Raw genomic sequence first — 19,990 nt, forward strand, 5'->3', positions numbered from 1 at the left:
CGATGCTACTTCTTGTTGCGGCGCTGGTGGCGGGTCTTGCGAAGCAGTTTGCGGTGCTTCTTCTTCGCCATCCGCTTGCGGCGCTTCTTGATTACTGAACCCATAGAGTCCTCACAAACTATTCATTCCGGTTCCGGACAACCTCCACCGCAGGTGCTGCGGCGTGGAAGCTCGAATCTGACAATTGACGTACATCGCGATGACGCACATCTTGCGGCCGAATGAACGGCCGCCTACGCAAAACGCTTCTTAACAGAGTACCCGGTCAAACCGGCCTCCCTGACCGGCCTGCTAGCCGGTGCCGGACTCGCCCTCAACAGAGGCCGACCGGAGATACTGCTGTACGGCTGATTCGGGCACCCGGTAGGAACGCCCAAACTGGACCGCCGGCATATCACCCGAGTGGACCAACCGGTACACGGTCATCTTTGACACCCTCATCACGTCGGCGACCTCCGCCACCGTTAGGAAGCGCACGTCGGAGAAGTTGCTCCCGTTCGTCATCTCACCACTGTCCTTTTCTCCTGGAGCTGACCCTGAGATGGGCGCCCACCATAATTGGTGGAACGCCGAACGGCGTGTCGCCTTGAGACCTGAGGATAGTCCGTCTAGGGAGATACTCTAGTGGTTGATGTGGCCAAAGTGAAAGCGCCCAAAGTCACGATCAGCCAACACTACGACGACGGCGTGATCCCCTCGCCAGATCACCCAGTACCGACGCCGTGGTGCCCCAGCCCATGCAGGCATCGGTGACACTCTGGCCGTAGACAAGGTCGCCCCGGGCCGAGACATCCAGCTTCTGGGCACCTTCCACCAGGAAGCTCTCCAGCATGACGCCGGCGATTGCATCGGAACCCTCCACCGCGTCCGCCAGCTCGCGGGCGACCGCCGCCTGGCGGCGGTGGTCCTTGCCGCTGTTCGCGTGGCTCGCGTCCACGATGAGGCGGCCGTTCAGGCCCGCGGCAGCGAGGCGTGCCGATGCGTTCGCCACGTCCTCGGCGCCGTAGTTCGGGCCGTCAGCGCCGCCACGCAGGATCAGGTGAGTATCGGGGTTGCCGGTGGTGGACACAAGGGCTGCCCGCCCGTCGTCGTCCACGCCCAGGAAGGCCTGTGGCGCACTCGCGGAGGCGCAGGCGTCCAGCGCTACTCCTATTCCGCCGTCGGTTCCGTTCTTGAAACCCACCGGCATCGATAGTCCCGACGACAACTGTCGGTGGATCTGGCTTTCCGTGGTCCGCGCTCCGATTGCGCCCCAGCTGACAAGGTCGGCGATGTACTGCGGACTGATCGGTTCGAGGAACTCGGTGCCCAGCGGGACACCGAGCGCCGCCACATCGTGGAGGAAGTTCCGCGCAGCACGAAGGCCGGCAGCGATGTCATGGCTGCCGTCCAGGTGCGGATCATTGATAAGCCCCTTCCACCCCACGGTGGTCCTTGGCTTTTCGAAGTAGGCGCGCATGACCACCAGCAGGTCCTCGCGGTGCAGTTGGGCAGCATCGGCGAGCATGCGCGCGTATTCGAGGCCGGCGGCGGGGTCATGGATGGAACAGGGACCAACGATGACGAGGAGCCGATCATCGAGCCCGTTGAGCACGGCCCTGATTTCCTCACGGGAGCGTCGGACGGAGGCGGCTGCCTCGTCCGACGCGGGCAGTTCCGCGAGCACATCAGACGGGGTGGGCAGCGGCTCGATCGTGCGCACATTGACGTTGGACGAGGAGGTGGTGAGGGTTTTCATGGTCCCGCTTTCGAAGAGGTTCTCGGCGGGTCTGTCCATCAGAACCCGCCGTGGAAACGACGAAGGGCAGGAAGCGTGTCCTGCCCTGTTGGCTCTGAAGGTGTTGGTCAGCGTATTAGGCCGCGGGCTCCTCCAGAGCCAACGCAAAATACGCATACCAACGGGTTGTCATGGCTTGAGCGTAATAGGCCCGCGGCATATTGCCAAAGTGGCGGCGCAATTGTGACCGGTGTGGAAGTAACAGTCATGCCCGGCCGGGTTACTCCTTGCGGCGGCGCAGCTTCGGGAACTGGGACAGGAGGTCGGCCGCCCGCTCGGCGGCTCTGCCGACGGTGCGCCCGAATTGCTGAGCTCCATCTGCCTGCGCAAGAGCCGGCGTCACCGGGACCATCTCACCAAGCGCGGGTTCAACAACAGCTGGGGCCAGGGATGAATTGCTCTGGGGAACAGGTAGTTCGAACCCGGCAAGCCAGGCAGCAACCTCCTGCAGCGGCTCCGGGACGAGGGAGTAGAACCGCTTCTGACCCTGTGCCCGCATGGATACAAGGCCCGCTTCCCGCAGGACTTTGAGGTGCTTGGAAACGGTGGGCTGACTTACCTCAAGCTCCTGCACCAGTTCGCCTACCGCTTTGTCTCCATCCCGCAGGGATGCCAGGATCTGACGGCGGGTTGCTTCGGCGATGACGGCGAACACATCATCCATGACCATCCCATTACCATATCCGTATATAACGAAAGCGGCATCCCTTGGTGGGGCGAAGTCAGTCGAACCAGGGGTCCAATCCGTGGAAGGGAAACACGGCCTTCCGCGTGGCCATAATCGAGCGGTCCAGGTTGGCGTTCGGATCGAACCCGGCTTCCCAGGACTGCCACCAGGTATCGACACCATCCCCCAGCACTTCGGGCGCGTTGCGGCCGAAACGCTCGGTCACATAGTAACGCCAGGAACCGGGCACCGGCGTCGTCAGGGTGATATCAGCGCCTGCGGCCACAGCCGTGAGCAGGGTCCAGGAGCGCGGCACCACTGACGTGATGTTGTACCCGCCGCCTCCCGTTGCGATCCAGCGTCCCTCACAATGCTGCGAAGCGAGCTCCCGCACGGCCACCGCTGCCGCATGCTGCGCGTCCACCGTGATACGCAGGTTGGTCAGCGGATCATCGACGTGGCTGTCGCAACCGTGCTGGCTCACGATCACCTCAGGTTTGAACGCGGCCGTCAGCTGGGGCACCACCGCGTGGAAGGCCCGCAGAAATCCCGCGTCCCCCGTGGTGGTGGGTAGCGCAACATTGACTGCGGAACCCTGCGCCGCAGGACCGCCGATTTCATTGGCGTACCCCGTGCCGGGAAAAAGACTCATGCCCGTCTCATGCAGGGAGATGGTCATTACCCGATTGTCATCCCAGAAGATCTCCTGCGTGCCGTCACCGTGATGAGCATCGACGTCGATGTAGAGGACGCGCTGCACGCCGTTGTCGAGCAGGCGCTGAACTGCCGCGGCGGCGTCGTTGTAGATGCAGAATCCACTTGCCACCGCACGGCCGGCGTGATGCATTCCGCCGCCGAAATTCACTGCGTGCTGCGCAGCTCCCGACAACACGGAGTCGGCCGCGGCGATCGAACCCCCGACCAGGCGAGCACTGGCCGTGTGCATGCCCGCAAAAGCCGGCGTGTCATCGGTTCCGAATCCCGCGGTTCCATCGGCAGCCTCCGGATCGGCATCGGCAGCCTTCACCGCGTCCACATACCGCGCATCATGAACGGTCAGCAGGCTCACGTCGTCGGCAACCTCGGGCACAAGGATCCGGACCTGGGGAAGGTCAAACAATCCGACGGCCCGAATAAGGCGCGCGGTCAGGTCGAGCCGCAGCGGGCTCATCGGATGGTGCGCGCCGAAGTTGTACGCGAGCATGGATTCGTCCCACACCACCCTCGTTGAAAAGGCGGGAACGGAGGTACTGGCCACTCCAGCAGGCTACGCGATCCGGGCCCTTCCTGCCCACGGCGCACGTGTGAAGGTGGTTTACTACTCGGAGGGACCAGGGAGATACGGAGCGGATCAGCAAGCATGACACGGACACACCCCTCCTGGCTGGGAGGGGAAGACCAGGTTCACCTGCACCTGCTGCGCCGGGCGCGCGACTTCATCGACGGCGTAGTCAACAGCTCCCCCGCACGGGTTGCCCTGCTGGTATTTGCGCTGGTGGTGCTCGTCTTCACCGTTCTGCTTTCCCTGCCGGCGTCAAGCAGTTCCGGTGAATTCACTCCACTCCACGATGCCCTTTTCACTGCCGTCTCCGCGGTCTGCGTGGTGGGACTGACGGTCGTGTCGACAGCTGCCCACTGGTCTTTCTTCGGCCAGCTGGTGATTCTGATCGGCATCTTTGTGGGCGGACTGGGGACCCTCACCCTCGCCTCCCTCCTGGCCCTGGTGGTAAGCAAGCGGCTCGGGGTGCGCGGCAAACTCCTGGCGCAGTCCGCACTCAATAACGCGACCCGCTTGGGCGAGGTAGGCACCCTGCTCCGGATTGTCATCACCACCTCCGTGGCCGTCGAGGTGGTCCTGGCCCTTGCCCTGATTCCCCGGTTCATCATCCTCGGTGAGCCTTTCTGGCTCGCGGTGTGGCACGGGATCTTCTACTCCATCTCGGCGTTCAACAATGCCGGGTTCACTCCGCACTCGGACGGTCTGGTGCCTTACGAAACTGACCTGTGGATTCTCATGCCGATCATGGTCGGTGTCTTTGTCGGCAGCCTTGGCTTCCCGGTCATCCTGATCCTCGTGCAGTTCCGCCACCACATCCAGAAGTGGAGTCTGCACACCAAGCTGACCATCAACGTGTCACTCATCCTGCTGGTTGCGGGAGCGGTGCTCTGGGGTGGGATGGAGTGGTCCAACAGCAACACCGTCGGCGGGTTGAGCGTCAGTGACAAGATCATTCATTCTGTCTTCGCGTCCATCAACACGCGCTCGGGCGGCTTCAATCTCGTGGACCAGAACCAGATGGAGCCGACCACGATGCTCCTGACGGATGCGCTGATGTTCGCCGGCGGCGGTTCCGCCTCGACAGCCGGCGGAATCAAGGTCACCACCATCGCTGTCATGTTCCTCGCAATCCTCGCTGAGGCCCGCGGCGACTCGGACGTCAGCGTCTACGGTCGAAAGATCCCCCAGGGAGCCATGCGGGTTGCCATCTCGGTGATCTTCATGGGTGCCACCATGGTGCTGGTCGGCACCGGCCTGATCGTGTGGATCTCAGGGGTGGAGCTGAACCGGGTGCTCTTCGAGGTCATCTCGGCGTTCGCCACCTGCGGTCTCAGCACCAACCTCAGCGCGGAACTTCCACCTGAAGGAAAGTATGTTCTTTCTGCGCTCATGTTCGCCGGCCGTCTTGGAACGATTACCCTTGCTTCTGCGCTCGCTCTGCGCCAGCGCAGCACGCTCTACCACTACCCGGAAGAGAGGCCAATCATTGGCTGAGAGACCAGCACACAACGCGCCAGTGCTCGTGATCGGGCTGGGGCGATTCGGCGCCGCCACGGCCGAGCAGCTCGTCAAACAGGGACGCGAGGTGCTCGCGATTGAGAAGGACCAGCAGCTGGTCCAGAAGTGGTCGGGAACCCTCACCCATGTCGTGGAGGCGGACGCCACCAACATCGACGCCCTGCGCCAGCTGGGGGCGCAGGAGTTTCCTGCCGCCGTCGTGGGGGTGGGAACCTCGATCGAGGCGAGCGTTCTGATCACCGCAAACCTTGTGGACCTGAACATCGACAATCTGTGGGTCAAGGCGATCACGCCCTCGCACGGCAAGATTCTCAAGCGGATCGGGGCGAACCACGTCATCTACCCCGAGGCCGACGCCGGGCAGCGCGCCGCGCACCTGGTCGGCGGCCGGATGCTCGACTTCATCGAGTTCGAGGACGGTTTCGCCATCGTCAAGATGTTCCCGCCGAAGGAAACCCAGGGGTTCACGCTGGGCGAATCGGCAGTCCGTTCCAAATACGGGGTCACGGTGGTCGGCGTGAAATCACCGGGCGAGGACTTCACCTACGCCCGCCCGGAAACCAAGGTCACCAGCCGGGACATGCTCATCGTCTCCGGCCATGTGGACCTTCTCGAACGCTTCGCCGCACGGCCCTGACGGGGCTTACCCGCCCAGCTCGCGGGTGATCGCAGCCGCCCGCTCCGCCGCTGCACGTGCTCCTGCAGCGACGATGTCCGGAAGTCCCTGCTCGTCGAAGGTTGCTATCGCGCGCTCGGTTGTCCCGTTGGGGCTCGTCACGGCCTTGCGCAGCGCCGTCGCGTCCGCGCCTTCCTCAGCGAGCATGAAGCCTGCGCCGGCCACGGTCTCGGTTGCCAGCAGCTTGGCCAGGTCCTCGTCGAGTCCCAGCTTCACGCCGGCCGCTGCCATCGCTTCCGCCAGGTAGAACGCGTAGGCGGGCCCTGAACCGCTCACCGCCGAGAGCGCATCAACCTGCTCTTCGGGGATTTCAACGACGGTTCCTGCCGCGCTGAGGATGGCCCGGGCCTGGTCCATCAGCTCGGGGGTGGCACTGGTTCCCGCCGAAATGGACAGCACGCCGCGGCCGAGGCTCGAGGGAGTATTGGGCATGCTCCGGATCACCGGCTGGCCCTCCGGCAGTGCCGCCTCCAGCATGTTGATTGAGATCGCTGCAGCAACGCTGATCACCACCGTCCCCGGCTTCAGCGCCGGAGAAATCTCGCGGGCAAGGTCAAGGATCCCGACCGGCTTCACTCCGAGCAGTACGACGTCGGCTGCCGCCGCTGCTGTCTTGTTGGCGGCCGAATCCTCAGTCGAGGACAACACGGACACACCATGCTTCCTGCTCAGGCCTGCGGCCTTTTCCGCACCCCGGACGGTAGCTGTCACCTGTTGGGGAGGGAGGCCCGCCGCGAGCAGACCGGTGAGGATAGCGCCGTTCATTGAACCGCAGCCGAGGAACGAGATGTGCTGGGGGATGTTGATAGCCATCGGCCCATCGTGTCATGACTGAGCGATTCACAGCATCCTCACAGGCTGCGCAGGGGTGCAGTTCCGGGAAATAGCAGTACAGTCGTTATTACCTCATAAAGGTGCGAGTGATGAGGCCGGGCTCTCCCTGGCCCGGCCGACGCCGGTGGGCCGCAGCTGTGATTTCCCCCAATTACGCTGCAGGCCCGCCGGCGTCTCCTTTTGATGGGGTTGCGCGTGCGTGGGGGTTCCGCCGTGCGGCTCAGCGCGCTCCGAGGTGCACATGCCCGACGCCGACGGAGGGCATCGGCTCGTCCGCTTCGAACATGAGGGTGTCGAAGCGGCGGAGAATCAGGCCCTCCCGCAGAGCCCACGGGCAGATATCCATTTCACTGACCGAGAAGACCTCGAAAGCCGCCTCGGCCACAAGCGCTCCGGCAAGCACCTGCCGTGCACGCAGCTCGGAGACTCCGTCAAGGTTCGCCCGGTCCTTCGAGGACATCGCCTCCAGCCGCTTCGCCCACAGGGAAAGATCCTCGAGCCGTAGCGTGCGCCGCACAAACGGGCCCGCACCCGACGGCGCCGCCCCGGCGATCCGCGCGAGGGAACGGAAAGTCTTTGAAGTTCCGGCCACCAGGTGCGGCCGGCCGAGGGAGGTGAAGCTGCCGGCGGACTCCTTGAGGGTCTGCCTGATGTACCGCCGGAGGTTCTTCACGTCGCGGGGCGCAGGCGGGTCACCCGGCAGCCATTCCCGGGTGAGGCGCCCGGCACCGAGCGGCACGGAGCGGGCCACTTCGGGGAGTTCGTCATGTCCCATGGCCATTTCGAAAGAACCGCCGCCGATATCCAGGTTCAGAATGGACCCGGTGCTCCACCCATACCAGCGCCGCACCGCCTGGAACGTCATGGCAGCCTCCTGGTCACCGGAGAGTTCCTGGAGAACCACGCCGGCGTCTGCTTCAACGCGGTGTAGAACCTCCTCGCCGTTTCCTGCCTCCCGGATCGCCGAGGTGCAGAACGCGAGGAAGTCCTCGGCACGATGGTCGGTGGCGAAGGCACGGGCCTGCTGGATGAAGTCCACGAGTTCCCGCTGCCCCTCGTCGCTGATCCGCCCCTCGGAATCGAGGTAGCTCACCAGTTGCAGCGGCCGCTTGTGTGAAGCGTACGGCACCGGCCGTGCGCCCGGATGGGCATCCACCAGGAGGAGGTGCACCGTATTGGACCCGATATCAAGAACGCCTAGCCGCATGACCCTATTATGTCCCGCGGGCGTTGAACCGGCTCCACGAGGAGACCGCGGGCGGCCAAGATTACTTCCGGGCGGTGGCCTTGCGCTTGGCCGGGGCCCGGCCGCCTGATTTGCGCGGAGCGGGTCCCTTCGCGCGCTTCTCGGCCAGCAGTGCCACGGCCGTTTCCCGGGTCAGTTCCTCAATGGCCGTGGACCGTGGGACGGTGATGTTGGTGACGCCGTCCGTAATGTAGGGACCGAAGCGGCCCTCCTTGACCACGATGGGCTTCTCGGACACCGGATCGTCACCGAACTCGGCAAGCGGCGGCGTGGCCGTCCGGCCGCCGCGCTGCTTGGGCTGGGAGTAGATCTCCAGTGCCTGTTCCAGCGTGATGGTGAAGATTTCCTCTTCAGAACCGATCGAGCGGGAGTCCGAGCCCTTCTTCAGGTAGGGCCCGAACCGCCCGTTCTGCACGGTGATCTCATTGCCTTCCGCGTCCTTGCCCAGCACGCGGGGCAGGTTCATCAGCTTGAGGGCATCCTCGAGGGTCACCGTTTCAACCGACATTGACTTGAACAGCGATCCGGTGCGCGGCTTGACCTTGACCGGCTTTTTCGGCGGTTTGGGCTTGCCGTTCTTGTAATACTCCACAGGCTGGTTGGCCAGATCCTCGGCGGTAGGCTCCGGAATGATTTCGATGACGTAGGGGCCATAGCGTCCGTCGCGGGCAACGATAGTCCGCCCGGTCTCAGGATCGGTCCCCAGGACCCGCTCCTCGGAGGCGGGAGTGTTCATCAGCTCAACGGCCTTCTCAGCCGTCAGTTCGTCCGGGGCCAGGTCCTCCGGCACATTGGCCCGCTGGGGTTCCGAACCCTCCGGAGCGTCTGCCGGCAGCGGCTTTTCCAGGTAGGGCCCAAACTTGCCGACGCGCAGCACAATGCCGTCCGCGATCTCCACCGAGTTGATGCGGCGGGCGTCAATCTCGCCAAGGTCGTTGACGATGGTGCTCAGCCCGGTTTCCTTACGGTCCCCGTAGTAGAAGTGGTTCAGCCACTGGACGCGGCTTTCCTCACCCCGGGCGATGCGGTCGAGGTCTTCCTCGAGCTCGGCGGTGAAGTCATAGTCGACGTAGTCGTGGAAGTGCTCCTCGAGCAGCCGGACCACCGAGAAGGCAATCCAGCTCGGCACGAGCGCCTGACCGCGGGTGCGTACGTAACCCCGATCCATGATCGTGGAGATCGTCGCTGCATACGTGGAAGGTCGCCCGATTCCCCGCTCTTCAAGCACCTTGACCAGCGAGGCCTCCGTGTAGCGGGGCGGCGGTGAGGTTTCGTGTCCGATGGGCGAAATATCCTCCGCACCGAGGCCATCACCGGTCGCGAGGTTGGGCAGCCTGCCGCCCTGTCCCGATTCGGTTCCGCCCGCAGCGTCATCCTCATCGCGTGAGGCGTCCCTGCCCTCCTCGTACGCAGCCATGAAACCGCGGAAGGTGATGACCGTGCCGGAAGCCGAGAATTCTGCGTCCTTGCCGTCGGGAGAAACAGCGCCAAGGCGGACCGACGCCGTCGAGCCTTTGGCATCCGCCATCTGGGACGCAACCGTACGCTTCCAGATGAGTTCGTAGAGCCGGAACTCGTCACCGTGAAGCTGCTTGGCAACCTGGGCAGGTGTGCGGAAGGAGTCACCGGCGGGACGGATGGCCTCGTGGGCTTCCTGCGCGTTCTTGGACTTTCCCTTGTACACGCGGCGCGCCTCAGGCACGTACTCCGCACCGTACAGTTCCGAGGCCTGACGGCGGGCTGCGTTGATGGCCTGGTCGCTCAGCGCCGGCGAATCGGTACGCATATAGGTGATGTAGCCGTTCTCATACAGACGCTGGGCTACCTGCATGGTGACGCGGGAGGAAAAGCGCAGTTTGCGTGCGGCTTCCTGCTGCAGCGTCGAGGTGGTGAAGGGCGCTGCGGGACGGCGGGTATACGGCTTGGTGTCCACCGACCGGACGGCGAACGCCGCGTCGCTCAGGCCTTCAGCGAGAGAAGCCGCGGCAGTCTGATCGAGGACGGCGACGTTCTGCGACTTCAGCTCGCCGAGGTCGCTGAAGTCCTTGCCGGTTGCGACGCGGGTTCCGTCCACCGCCACGAGCTTTGCGGTGAAGGACTCGCCTTTCGACGCATCAACCGGTGAGAAGGTTCCGGTGAGATCCCAGTACGACGCCGGGCGGAAAGCCATGCGCTCACGCTCACGTTCGACTACCAGCCGCGTGGCCACCGACTGGACGCGGCCCGCGGAGAGTCCTCGCGCCACCTTGCGCCACAGGACAGGTGAGATCTCATAGCCGTAGAGGCGGTCCAGGATGCGCCGGGTTTCCTGTGCGTCGACCATCGGGATATCGAGGTCACGCAGCTCCTCCATGGCGCGCTGGATTGCTTCGCGGGTGATCTCGGGGAAGGTCAGCCGGTAGACGGGCACCTTTGGTTTGAGCACTTCAAGGAGGTGCCAGGCAATGGCCTCGCCTTCCCTGTCACCGTCAGTCGCGAGATACAGTTCGCTGGCGTCCTTGAGGGCCGCCTTGAGTTCCGCGACGCGCTTCTTCTTGTCCGCCGACACCACGTAGTAGGGCTCGAAATCGTTCTCGATGTCCACCGCGAACTTGCCGAGCGAGCTTTTTTTCAGCTCCGCCGGGAGGTCCGAGGGCTGGGGGAGGTCGCGGATGTGTCCCATCGACGCAGTGACCTCGAAGCCCTCACCGAGGTAGCCCGCAATCGTCTTGCTCTTGGCGGGAGACTCGACAATAACGAGCTTCTTGCCGGGCTTCTTGTCCGTTGCCTTAGCTGGCACTTCACTCCTCGATACAGGTGCTTTTTAAACAGCAGAACTACCGCTCGTTCTGAGCTCAATATTCGGATTGGGTGGGCGTCCTGCCCTTCACAGTATGCGGCATGCCTACCTGCACTAGGGTAACGGCTTGATTCGGGACCCTTGTCACGGGGCCGGCCACTGTGAATAATTCCGCGGTGCGCTGCAGGCGGCTGCCGCGGCGCCTCAGGCGCTTGCCCGTGCCGAGGCAGGAAGGAGGAAGCCGTCCGCCACCAGGCTGCTTACGTCCTCCAGCAGGTCTCTGCCGAACGCTTCATCGTCGCGGTCCAGGAGCGCTGCGAGCGCACCGATGATCTGCCCCGCGGTGAGGTCGCCGTCGCACGCTGAAACGAAGCCGGCCAACTCCGTGCTCAGCAGGGTGGTGCGGCGGAAGCCGGCGCCCTGCCTCAGCAGGATCACCCCGGGATGCTCCGCGCCGGGGCGCTGGTGCCGCTCTTCGGTGACATCGTCCGCCACCGTGAGATGTTCGGCGGACAGGTCCCCCACGGTGCCCAGCCAGTCGAGACGTGCGACGCCGGCACTCATGTGGGGCCCGATCGGCTGTTCCAGGTCATGGGTGATCTCCTCGAACCGGCGGAGCGTCGCCGGACCGCCGGCGTTCCGCAGCCAGACCATGCCGAAACCTATGTGTTCGACGGACCGGGAGGCGAAGTCGGTCAGGTAGGCGCCGAACCTTTCAGCGAAGCGGTCGGGGTTCCGGTTTTCGGCCGCGTCACGCAGCCAGGTTTCCGCGTAGTGCGTGGGCGTCAGCTGTTCACGCTGAACCACCCAGGCGTCCGCGGTGTCCGGCACCCACCCGGCGATCCGGGATTCCCAGGCCAGGCCCTCCGGTATCTCCCAGTTGCCCAGGAGCTGTGCCGTTCCGCCGGGCTCCAGGACGCCCGGCAACCCGCGGATCAGGGAGGACACAATGTCATCGCCCGCACGGCCGCCATCGCGGTAGGTGAACTGATCCGCGGGCGCCTCCCCAGCTGTGCGCGGGGTGATGACAAACGGCGGGTTGGACACGATCTGCCCGAAGGTCTCCCCCGCCACCGGCTCCAGAAGGTTCCCCGACCGCAGCGACACGCGCTCGTCGAGATGTTCCGGGTCAATCCCGAGCGCCGGCGCGTTGAGCAGCAGGTTGAACCGGGTGACCGCGAGCGCGCGCTTCGAAATGTCGGTCGCAGTGACGTGCCGGGCGTGGGCCAGCAGATGGAAGGTCTGGATTCCGCAGCCGGTGCCCAGGTCCAGGGCACGGTCAACCGGGGCGCGCGCGGCGAACTGCGCCAGGGTCAGCGACGCACGCCCTATCCCCAGCACGTGATCGGTCCGCAGCACGCCGGGCCGCAGGTGTGAGCCGAGGTCGGATGCCACCCACAGGTCACCGCCGGCGTCCGAAGAATAGGGGCGGAGGTCCACCGCGGCGCGGAGGCCGCCGTCGTACTCCTCCGCCAGTCCGAGCGCCAGGAGCCCGGCTGCTCCGACCGAGGGAAAGGCGCCGTCCAGCTCTGCCGCGGGCAGCGCTTCACCGAGCAGGAAAACCAGCACGACGGCGGCAAGCCGGCTTCCGGCCCCGGTGCGGTGCGCGCCACGCGCGGCCAGCAGCGCGGGCACCGCCTGGTCCCGATCCAGCGCGGCGTAGGCGTCTCCACCGACCAGTCCGGCGACGCCGTCGACCGTGTAGTCCGCCGCCCCGAGATCCGCAGCGAGACGGTCGATCAGGTCCTGGTCATCGCTGTACGGGGCGCCGGCTGCATGGTTCATCACGGGGAAAGTTTATGGGGAAATTCCGCCCACAAATGTCCTCACGTACCATTGAGCCATGCACGCAAACCAGCGATTTACCAGCCCCCGGCCGCCTCTCGGCCGTGAGGGCTCTGCGCTGCGCGTCTTCTCCAGCTAGGTCCACACGGTGTCCGCGGCCGGGGTTTCGTTCCAGAAACCCTCCCCGACACTTTCCAAGGATCAGCCATGTACCTCACCATCCCCCAACTCACCTCAGCCCTGGCCGTCCGGGACCTCACCGATCCCGCGCAGGGTCCGCATGCCATGCAGGAACTGCTCGACGGCGTCATCAGCCGCCTGACGCAGCTCTGGGACATACCCGCCACAACCCACCGCACCACCGGCCTGGTGGCCACAGCGGACAACTATGACCGGTTGGGCTACGCGCCCGACGACGTCACCCGGGATCAGCGCTACTCCCGCCACGCGAGCCCCACGGTGATGCTACGCAGCCATACCTCCGCAGGCATTCCCGCCGTCCTGGACTCCCTTGCACCGGTTGCTGACCCCTACGACCGGCTCCATGTACTGCCCGGCCTGGTGTATCGGCGCGACGCCGTGGACCGCACCCACGTGGGGACGCCGCACCAGGTGGACCTGTGGCGGCTCAAGGCCCGCGGCCTGCTGGGTGAGGACGACCTGCACCGCATGGCCGACGCCGTCGTGGATTCCGTGCTGCCCGGCGCGCACTGGCGGGCGGTTCCGGCAACACATTCCTATACATCGCACGGGATGCAGATTGATGTCCAGACGCCTGCCGGCTGGCTGGAACTCGCCGAGTGCGGCCTGGTGCGCGCGAAAGTTCTCCGCAGTTCCGGCCTGGATCCCCGCCGCTGGTGCGGTCTCGCGCTTGGAATGGGACTCGACCGGGCGCTGATGCTGCGCAAGGGCATCGGGGATATCCGGCTGCTGCGCTCACCGGACCCCCGCGTTTCCTCGCAGCTGCTCGATCTTCAGCCCTGGCGCCCCGTCTCGCTCATGCCGGCGGTCCGGAGGGATCTGTCCGTCCTGTGCGGCCCGGATATGGATGAGGAGACGCTGGGAGATGCCGCCAGGGATACCCTCGGCGCCGACGCCGACGTCCTGGAATCACTGGTGATCCGCGCCCGGACGCCGGTGGAGCAGCTGCCGGCTCCCGCCGTCGTGCGTTTGAATGCCCAGCCGGGGCAGGTGAACCTGCTGGTCCGGCTCACCTTGCAGGCGCTGGACCGGACCCTGACCGATACGGAAGCAAATGCGCTGCGGGACCGGGTGTACCTTGCACTCCATGAAGGGCCGGTGCTAGAACTGACCGGATGAAGGCGGGAGCTTCAGGCTGCGCCGACGGCGGTGGCTTCAGCCTCGTCTGTTTCGCACCCCTGGGGGCAGCGGAGCTTTGCCGGGTCCGCCGCGCATTCGGCGCAGTACAGCGTGAGGTTCCGGCAGCTGGGGTTGGAGCAGTTCTCGAACTTGTTGGTGGGGGCGGAGCAGCGCACGCACTTGCCGATGGTTCTGGCGTCCTTGCTGAACTCGACGTGCATACGCTTGTCGAAGACATACAGCGACCCTTCCCACAGGCCCGAATCGCCGTAGGTTTCGCCGTACCGGACGATACCTCCCTGCAGCTGGTAGACCTCATTGAAGCCGCGGTTGACCATGAGGCTGGACAGGACCTCGCACCGGATGCCTCCGGTGCAGTAGGTGACCACGGGCTTGTCCTTGAGGTGGTCATACTTGCCGGAATCGAGTTCGCGCACGAAGTCGTGGGTGGTGTTCACATCCGGGACCACGGCGTTCCGGAACCTGCCGATCTGCGCTTCGAGGGCGTTGCGGCCGTCGAAGAAGACCACGTCGTCGCCGCGTTCATCAACCAGCTGGTGCAGCTGTTCGGGCTTGAGGTGCGTCCCGCCGCCGACCACGCCGTTCTCATCGACCTTCAGCTCCCCGGGGGCGCCGAACGAGACGATCTCTTCGCGCACCTTGATGCTGAGCCGCGGGAAGTCGTCCGCGCCGCCCTCGGACCATTTGATGTCCATCTTCTTGAAGGCAGGGTACTCTCGGGTGGTCTTCACGTACTGCTTGACGGCGTTCAGTTCGCCGCCGACCGTGCCGTTGATGCCGTCCCTGGAGATGAGGATGCGGCCACGGAGCCCCAGCTTCTCGCACAGGGCACGCTGCCACAGCCTGACCGCCTCGGGATCAGGGAGCGGAGTGAACGCATAGTACAAAACAATTCGGTTCATGGACACGCATTAAAGGGTACCGGCGTGCGGGTGCGAGGTCTCAAATCTGCAACCTCTTCGGGAATCTATGTTCAAGCCCTCTGCTCCCCACTAGGGTTCAGGCATGGAAGCCGCTCTTTCAGATCAACTCGTCCGCACGTGGATTTCCGGCTGGGCGAAATGCCGCGGCTACACTCCCCAGGACCGCGGGCGCAGCGTGTCCGTCCTGCTCACCGACCAACAGGACCAGCTGGAAACCATCGTCTACGAGCCCACCATCGGGGAGTTCCTCGAGCTCGCGAGTGAAACCCGCGAGGACTCCCGCAGGGTGCTCACAGTGGTCACCAACCGGATGCATGACCTTATCGAAGCCTCCGCTCCCCTCCAGCTGCGGGTCACCGACTCGCAGCAGGCGTTGATGTGCGCGGACATGGACGGACAGGACGTCGAGGACCCGCTCCCCCCGGACGAGGAGTTCAAGCTCGAGCACATCCGCGAAGCAGACTGCCGGCGCGTGTCCGTGACGGTGAACGGCGAGGAGGTGGCGCGGGGGTCGGTCGCCAGACAGGACAACCATGCAGTCTTCGACCGCATCATCACTGATCCGTTGTACCGCCGTCGGGGCCTCGGCAGCTTCGTGATGCGGGCACTGACCGCCGCCATCCTTGAGGAGGACGTGGAAACCGGGCTGCTGATGGCTTCGGAAAGCGGGCGTCACCTGTACCAGTACCTGGGGTGGACCTACCTGGCGGACGCATTCGTCATCCGCCGCTGAGCACTCTCAACGATCCCGCGCCGGTCCGATTTGTGCCGGGGTGACAAAATAGCTGGGTGCCTGCACACGATTCACTGATCCCGCTTCTCGGCGGAGGAGATCCTGAGCAGCTCGTTCATGTCCGGCATCTTCCGGCGCGTGAGGCCGTCTCCAGCGAATGGCCCGGCTGGGTCCACCCCGAGGTGGTGGACGCCTACCGGATGCGTGGGATCCCGATGCCGTGGAAGCACCAGAGTGACGCCGCGGACTCCGCACATGCCGGATCGCATGTAGTCATTGCAACCGGCACGGCCTCCGGGAAGTCCCTGAGCTACCAGTTGCCCGTCCTCGACGCGATCCACCGATCCGTCCTGGCGGAGAAGATCTCGCTTGAGCCCGCCGGTGCCGTGGCCCTGTATCTCTCACCGACCAAGGCGCTGGCCGCGGACCAGCTGGCAGCCATCTCCTCGCTTGGCCTGCCCACCGTCCGGGCGGACACCTACGACGGCGACACGGACGCGGGTGCCCGACGCTGGATCCGCGACCACGCCAACCTGGTCCTGGCCAACCCGGACATGCTCCACTACGGCATCCTGCCGAACCATGCCTGGTGGGCGCGGTTCTTCCGGCGCCTCACCTACGTCGTCGTGGATGAAGCCCACACCTACCGAGGGGTGTTCGGATCGCATGTCGCCAACCTGCTTCGCAGGCTGCGCCGGGTATGCGCCTCCTACGGCGCAGACCCCGTGTTCATCGGGGCTTCAGCCACGTCCGCGGCTCCAGCCGACTCTTTTGGAAAGCTGATCGGAGCGCCCGTCACCGCCTTCACCGAGGATACTTCGCCGCACGGGTCTACGACGGTGGCGTTCTGGGAGCCTCAGCTCACTGACCTGCGCGGTGAAAACGGAGCCCGCCAACGCAGGACAGTAATCGCGGAAACGTCCGACCTGCTGACCAACCTGGTCTCGGCGCAGGTGCGGACCATCGCCTTCATCAAATCCCGCCGCGGCGCTGAAAGTATCGCCGCGAATACCAAGCGGCTGCTCAGCGAGGTGGATCAGAAGCTGCCGGCCCGGGTGGCGGCCTACCGTTCCGGATACCTTCCCGAGGAGCGCCGGCAGCTGGAGGCTGCGCTGCGGTCCGGCCGCCTGCTGGGGGTGGCGAGCACGTCGGCGCTGGAGCTGGGGATCGATATCTCCGGTCTGGACGCCGTACTCGTGGCCGGATGGCCTGGGACCCGTGCGTCATTGCTGCAGCAGATCGGGCGAGCCGGCCGTTCCGGACAGGACGCCCTCGCGGCCTTTGTTGCCAGTGATGACCCGCTGGATACCTACCTGGTCCACCATCCCGAGGCGGTGTTCGACGTCGGGGTGGAGGCGACGGTGTTCGATCCCGCGAACCCCTATGTGCTCGGTCCGCACCTGTGCGCTGCTGCCGCCGAGCTTCCCCTGACACCCGAGGACCTGCCGCTCTTCGGGGAGACCGCGCGGGCCCTGTGTGACCAGTTGGTGGATCAGGGGCTCCTGCGCAGCCGGCCTGCGGGCTGGTTCTGGACACATCCGCAGAGCGCCGCGGGCATGGTCAACCTGCGCGCTGATGGGGGCGGGCCCATCAACATTATCGAGAGCGACACCGGGACGGTGCTCGGAACCATGGATTCACCGCAGAGCCACTATCAGGCGCACGCGGGTGCCGTGTACGTGCACCAGGGCCAGAGCTACGTTGTGGATGAGCTGAACGAGCAGGACCACTGCGCGATGGTGACCCGCTCCAATCCCGACTACTACACCCAAGCCCGTGACGTCACGCAGATCGAGGTGATCTCTGAGCAGCGCGCAGTACTGTGGGGCCCTGTCCGGGTCTGTTTCGGCGAGGTCAAGGTGACCACGCAGGTGATCTCCTTCCAGCGGAAGGCGTTCGTCTCGAATGAGATCCTCGGGGAGGAACCCCTGGAACTCGGGGCGCGGGACCTGTTCACGAAGAGTGTCTGGTTCGAGTGCGACAACCGGCTGCTCGAAAGCAGCGGCATCACCGCAGCAGACCTGCCCGGCGCACTGCACGCTGCGGAACATGCCGCGATCGGGCTGCTCCCGCTCGTCGCATCCAGCGACCGCTGGGACATCGGTGGGGTCTCGACCGCCCTGCACGCCGACACCGGGTTGCCCACCATTTTCGTTTATGACGGCCATCCGGGCGGCGCGGGATTTGCCGAGCGTGGCTTCGACGCTGCCGAGACCTGGCTCAGCGCTACGGCGCAAGCGATCAGCGCCTGCGAGTGTGAGTCCGGTTGCCCGTCCTGCGTCCAGTCACCCAAGTGCGGCAACCGCAACAACCCGCTGAGCAAGGCGGGTGCCCTCACCCTGCTGAACATGCTGCTGGCGCAGGCCCGGCTTGGTGAACCTGCGCCAGCGGCGAGCATGCCGGATCTGTGAAGCTCCTTTCGGTGAGGCTGTGCTCCGGGGTGGCTCCGCGCGGGGATGAGTTCGCGGCCGGTCTTCGGCGCGGAGGCCTACGGCGAGGGCAACCCGTCTGCCGCGACCTACGGCGGCAGCCTACGGCAGTGGTCTACGGTGGTGGCCCGGCTCGCGCCCGGCCCGACGCCGGAGGCAGCGCGGGAACGGAATCCACCTCAGTATGAACCTGAACAATATGGCCTGATTGCCCTTGCACCAGGCACCCCGTGAGGCGGGCGCCATGGTGAGCGGCAACCCCGGCAGCTACTGCGCACGGGCTGCCGTCACGCAGCCCGCGTGCGGCGTCCGCCGCCGCAAGCGCCGACAGGTCCGCGGCCGTTGCCGCCCGCGAGGCGGCCACCGACGCCTGGGCAAAGAGCACCACTACCGCGAGAACCAGCAGGGCCGCTATCGCGATGCCCGCCATCAACACCGTTCCCGCGCCCGTTTCACGCTCACAGCTGCAGCGCCTCATAACTGCTCGGCGCCTCATAACTGCTCCGGCAGAGCGACGGCGCGGGCCGAAAGGTCGATGCTGAACAGATCCAGTACCGGCACATCAACCGAAGTTGTCACGGTCACGATGCTGTAGCCGCCCTCCGGATGGACGGCGAATTGCGTGTCGCCGCCGGCGATCCTGCGGGCGGTGGCTGCCGCGGCTGCGCTGCTTTCACCACGCATGATCTCGCGTGCTCCGGCCCTCGCTGCCTCCTCGATACGCAGCTGCGAGACCCCTAGTGCTGCAGCCGCCAGGACGACCCCCAGCAGAGCCACCACCGCGGGGAAAGCCACCGCCACCTCTGCAGTGACCGTTCCCCTATCCCCGCGGTCGGTCACCGGCATTCCTGCCCGGGCCATGAAGCCTCAGCCGAAGCTGAGGGCGTTGGTGATCAGGGACGTCAGCAGGCCGCGGATCTCCCCGCTGGATAGGACTGCCACCAAAAGCGCCGCGAATCCGACGGCAGCCAGCGTGGCGATCGCGTACTCGGCCGTCGCGAGCCCGGCCTCCGACCGCATCAGCCCGCGCGGTGCAGGCCGGTTGTCCCCGATGCTGCCGGGCCGCAGGGACGTCACGGTGGCGAGCGGCTGTTCGCTCTGACGGTCTTGCGGCAAACCCTCGGAGCACGCGGTCGGTGCGGTCGGTGCGGTCGGTGCGGTGATGGAACGTGACATGACAACTCCTTGATAGTGGTTGTTACGGTTGACCGCTTGAGCGGCTGATTCGAGTGTTCCGCGCACCCGTTCAACCTGGAGAGGGAGAACCCCGTAAGTGGATAAGTGCAGGTGTTACAAGGGATTGTGGAGCGCGAGAGGGATTGCGGCCCCGCAGCTGCGGCCGCTGCGAGCGGGGTAGCAACGGCGCCGGTGGCCGCGCCGGTTGGCGGTGGCGTGAGGCGGCGATAGCGGCTGTGGCGTGAGGCGGCGGTGACCGCTGTGGCGCCGTAGGGAGTGCCAGCTGGCGCGAGGCCGCTGACAGCGCACGGTCGCGCCCTCTACTGGGTGGTGAAAGCCGGAAACAGGCCAACCAGGATGGGGATGACTCCCAGGCACACGAAGGCAGGAAGCGAACACAAACCCAGCGGAACGACCAGCCGGACCCCGAGCGCGGCAGCCCTCTGTTCCGCAGCCCTGTTCCTTCTCCGCCTGAACTGGGCAGCGTGCGCCGTGACAACGGCGGCGGACGGCGCCCCTGTTGTGCCGGCAAATCTCAGCGCGCGCCCGAGTTCCTGGACGGCCTCGCAGGAGCCGCCGGCGGAGGCTGCCGCCCACGCCACCTCCCAGGACGCCCCAAGATCCAGTGCCGTCTTGACGGAGATCAGAGACGTACGGACGGGCGGTGATGCCGACCGGGCAAGAATGTCCAGGCCACGGTCCAGCGGCGACCCGGCCGCAAGCATGGACGCCATCAGGTCCATCATGAGCGCCGGGTCGTCCAGCCCTTGCTGTGGGAACCCTTGCTGTGGGATTCCGCCGGCTGGGTTTTGCCGGGACGGAGTCCG

Annotated in this window: 19 protein-coding genes; 5 read left to right on the forward strand and 14 right to left on the reverse strand. The window is 65.5% G+C overall.

Going from position 1 to position 19,990, the window contains the following annotated elements; translation table 11 throughout:
• Nucleotides 1–5 precede the first annotated feature (5 nt).
• The 5 genes from BLS52_RS02400 to BLS52_RS02420 all read right to left on the reverse strand — a co-directional run bounded on the left by BLS52_RS02400 (nucleotide 6) and on the right by BLS52_RS02420 (nucleotide 3,648).
• On the reverse strand, nucleotides 6–104 hold the full coding sequence (locus BLS52_RS02400) for a 30S ribosomal protein bS22 (RefSeq protein WP_003792170.1): 99 nt from the start codon (nucleotides 102–104) through the stop codon (nucleotides 6–8).
• Between the two features lie 187 nt (nucleotides 105–291).
• Nucleotides 292–504, reverse strand: a complete 213-nt coding sequence (locus tag BLS52_RS02405) for a helix-turn-helix domain-containing protein (RefSeq protein ID WP_026544441.1) — start codon at nucleotides 502–504, stop codon at nucleotides 292–294.
• Nucleotides 505–664: 160 nt separating this feature from the next.
• Nucleotides 665–1,777 carry a 3-deoxy-7-phosphoheptulonate synthase gene (locus BLS52_RS02410; protein ID WP_090584351.1) on the reverse strand — a complete coding sequence of 371 codons (1,113 nt, stop codon included), beginning with the start codon at nucleotides 1,775–1,777 and terminating at the stop codon, nucleotides 665–667.
• Between the two features lie 220 nt (nucleotides 1,778–1,997).
• The gene (locus BLS52_RS02415; RefSeq protein WP_090584352.1) at nucleotides 1,998–2,447 is read right to left on the reverse strand and encodes an ArsR/SmtB family transcription factor; all 450 of its coding nucleotides are present in this window, start codon (nucleotides 2,445–2,447) and stop codon (nucleotides 1,998–2,000) included.
• Between the two features lie 52 nt (nucleotides 2,448–2,499).
• Nucleotides 2,500–3,648 carry an acetoin utilization protein AcuC gene (locus BLS52_RS02420; RefSeq protein ID WP_090584508.1) on the reverse strand — a complete coding sequence of 383 codons (1,149 nt, stop codon included), beginning with the start codon at nucleotides 3,646–3,648 and terminating at the stop codon, nucleotides 2,500–2,502.
• 156 nt (nucleotides 3,649–3,804) lie between these two features.
• Here BLS52_RS02420 and BLS52_RS02425 point away from each other — a divergent pair, with 156 nt between their 5' ends.
• A complete protein-coding gene (locus tag BLS52_RS02425; RefSeq protein ID WP_090584353.1) occupies nucleotides 3,805–5,217 on the forward strand; it encodes a TrkH family potassium uptake protein in 1,413 nt (470 codons plus the stop codon).
• Between the two features lie 22 nt (nucleotides 5,218–5,239).
• Nucleotides 5,240–5,878, forward strand: coding sequence for a potassium channel family protein (locus BLS52_RS02430; RefSeq protein ID WP_051470518.1), 639 nt, complete (start codon nucleotides 5,240–5,242; stop codon nucleotides 5,876–5,878).
• 6 nt (nucleotides 5,879–5,884) lie between these two features.
• On the opposite strand, the gene proC is transcribed toward BLS52_RS02430, so the two are convergent.
• From proC to BLS52_RS02450, 4 genes are all read right to left on the reverse strand, one after another.
• Nucleotides 5,885–6,718: a pyrroline-5-carboxylate reductase gene (gene proC / locus BLS52_RS02435; protein WP_090584509.1), complete on the reverse strand. Its 834-nt coding sequence runs from the start codon at nucleotides 6,716–6,718 to the stop codon at nucleotides 5,885–5,887.
• 253 nt (nucleotides 6,719–6,971) lie between these two features.
• Nucleotides 6,972–7,958, reverse strand: a complete 987-nt coding sequence (locus BLS52_RS02440) for a Ppx/GppA phosphatase family protein (protein ID WP_090584354.1) — start codon at nucleotides 7,956–7,958, stop codon at nucleotides 6,972–6,974.
• Nucleotides 7,959–8,019: 61 nt separating this feature from the next.
• Nucleotides 8,020–10,776 (reverse strand): type I DNA topoisomerase, encoded by a 2,757-nt coding sequence (gene topA / locus BLS52_RS02445; protein ID WP_090584355.1) that lies wholly within the window; start codon nucleotides 10,774–10,776, stop codon nucleotides 8,020–8,022.
• Nucleotides 10,777–10,980: 204 nt separating this feature from the next.
• Nucleotides 10,981–12,561, reverse strand: coding sequence for a DUF7059 domain-containing protein (locus BLS52_RS02450; RefSeq protein ID WP_090584356.1), 1,581 nt, complete (start codon nucleotides 12,559–12,561; stop codon nucleotides 10,981–10,983).
• Nucleotides 12,562–12,768: 207 nt separating this feature from the next.
• Between BLS52_RS02450 and srmL the strand changes: the two genes are divergently transcribed.
• A complete protein-coding gene (srmL, locus tag BLS52_RS02455; RefSeq protein WP_090584357.1) occupies nucleotides 12,769–13,881 on the forward strand; it encodes a PheS-related mystery ligase SrmL in 1,113 nt (370 codons plus the stop codon).
• Nucleotides 13,882–13,892: 11 nt separating this feature from the next.
• Here srmL and trhO read toward each other — a convergent pair whose 3' ends face one another.
• Entirely contained in the window at nucleotides 13,893–14,810 is a 918-nt protein-coding gene (trhO, locus tag BLS52_RS02460) for an oxygen-dependent tRNA uridine(34) hydroxylase TrhO (RefSeq protein WP_090584358.1), read from the reverse strand.
• Nucleotides 14,811–14,907: 97 nt separating this feature from the next.
• Between trhO and BLS52_RS02465 the strand changes: the two genes are divergently transcribed.
• Nucleotides 14,908–15,558 carry a GNAT family N-acetyltransferase gene (locus BLS52_RS02465; protein ID WP_090584359.1) on the forward strand — a complete coding sequence of 217 codons (651 nt, stop codon included), beginning with the start codon at nucleotides 14,908–14,910 and terminating at the stop codon, nucleotides 15,556–15,558.
• 56 nt (nucleotides 15,559–15,614) lie between these two features.
• Nucleotides 15,615–17,969 (forward strand): DEAD/DEAH box helicase, encoded by a 2,355-nt coding sequence (locus BLS52_RS02470; protein WP_090584360.1) that lies wholly within the window; start codon nucleotides 15,615–15,617, stop codon nucleotides 17,967–17,969.
• 133 nt (nucleotides 17,970–18,102) lie between these two features.
• Here BLS52_RS02470 and BLS52_RS02475 read toward each other — a convergent pair whose 3' ends face one another.
• The 4 genes from BLS52_RS02475 to BLS52_RS02490 form a co-directional block, all read right to left on the reverse strand.
• A complete protein-coding gene (locus BLS52_RS02475) occupies nucleotides 18,103–18,483 on the reverse strand; it encodes an Rv3654c family TadE-like protein (RefSeq protein ID WP_342707412.1) in 381 nt (126 codons plus the stop codon).
• On the reverse strand, nucleotides 18,480–18,848 hold the full coding sequence (locus BLS52_RS18430; RefSeq protein ID WP_175460063.1) for a TadE family type IV pilus minor pilin: 369 nt from the start codon (nucleotides 18,846–18,848) through the stop codon (nucleotides 18,480–18,482). Before BLS52_RS18430 ends, BLS52_RS02475 begins: the two co-directional genes overlap by 4 nt.
• 6 nt (nucleotides 18,849–18,854) lie before the next feature.
• Nucleotides 18,855–19,163 carry a DUF4244 domain-containing protein gene (locus BLS52_RS18435; RefSeq protein ID WP_175460064.1) on the reverse strand — a complete coding sequence of 103 codons (309 nt, stop codon included), beginning with the start codon at nucleotides 19,161–19,163 and terminating at the stop codon, nucleotides 18,855–18,857.
• Between the two features lie 320 nt (nucleotides 19,164–19,483).
• The gene (locus BLS52_RS02490) at nucleotides 19,484–19,897 is read right to left on the reverse strand and encodes a type II secretion system F family protein (protein ID WP_175460065.1); all 414 of its coding nucleotides are present in this window, start codon (nucleotides 19,895–19,897) and stop codon (nucleotides 19,484–19,486) included.
• Nucleotides 19,898–19,990: the final 93 nt, after the last annotated feature.

Source organism: Arthrobacter subterraneus, assembly GCF_900099735.1.
Classification (GTDB): Bacteria; Actinomycetota; Actinomycetes; order Actinomycetales; family Micrococcaceae; genus Arthrobacter_D; species Arthrobacter_D subterraneus.

Coding starts and splice junctions, on each gene's coding strand:
- BLS52_RS02405 (WP_026544441.1), bottom strand. CDS start 504: ATGACGAACGGGAGCAACTTCTCCGACGTGCGCTTCCTAACGGTGGCG.
- BLS52_RS02450 (WP_090584356.1), bottom strand. CDS start 12,561: ATGAACCATGCAGCCGGCGCCCCGTACAGCGATGACCAGGACCTGATC.
- BLS52_RS02440 (WP_090584354.1), bottom strand. CDS start 7,958: ATGCGGCTAGGCGTTCTTGATATCGGGTCCAATACGGTGCACCTCCTC.
- BLS52_RS02415 (WP_090584352.1), bottom strand. CDS start 2,447: ATGGTCATGGATGATGTGTTCGCCGTCATCGCCGAAGCAACCCGCCGT.
- BLS52_RS02400 (WP_003792170.1), bottom strand. CDS start 104: ATGGGTTCAGTAATCAAGAAGCGCCGCAAGCGGATGGCGAAGAAGAAG.
- srmL (WP_090584357.1), top strand. CDS start 12,769: ATGTACCTCACCATCCCCCAACTCACCTCAGCCCTGGCCGTCCGGGAC.
- BLS52_RS02465 (WP_090584359.1), top strand. CDS start 14,908: ATGGAAGCCGCTCTTTCAGATCAACTCGTCCGCACGTGGATTTCCGGC.
- BLS52_RS02490 (WP_175460065.1), bottom strand. CDS start 19,897: ATGGCGTCCATGCTTGCGGCCGGGTCGCCGCTGGACCGTGGCCTGGAC.
- BLS52_RS02420 (WP_090584508.1), bottom strand. CDS start 3,648: ATGCTCGCGTACAACTTCGGCGCGCACCATCCGATGAGCCCGCTGCGG.
- BLS52_RS02410 (WP_090584351.1), bottom strand. CDS start 1,777: ATGGACAGACCCGCCGAGAACCTCTTCGAAAGCGGGACCATGAAAACC.
- BLS52_RS18430 (WP_175460063.1), bottom strand. CDS start 18,848: ATGGCCCGGGCAGGAATGCCGGTGACCGACCGCGGGGATAGGGGAACG.
- BLS52_RS02475 (WP_342707412.1), bottom strand. CDS start 18,483: ATGAGGCGCCGAGCAGTTATGAGGCGCTGCAGCTGTGAGCGTGAAACG.
- BLS52_RS18435 (WP_175460064.1), bottom strand. CDS start 19,163: ATGTCACGTTCCATCACCGCACCGACCGCACCGACCGCACCGACCGCG.
- BLS52_RS02425 (WP_090584353.1), top strand. CDS start 3,805: ATGACACGGACACACCCCTCCTGGCTGGGAGGGGAAGACCAGGTTCAC.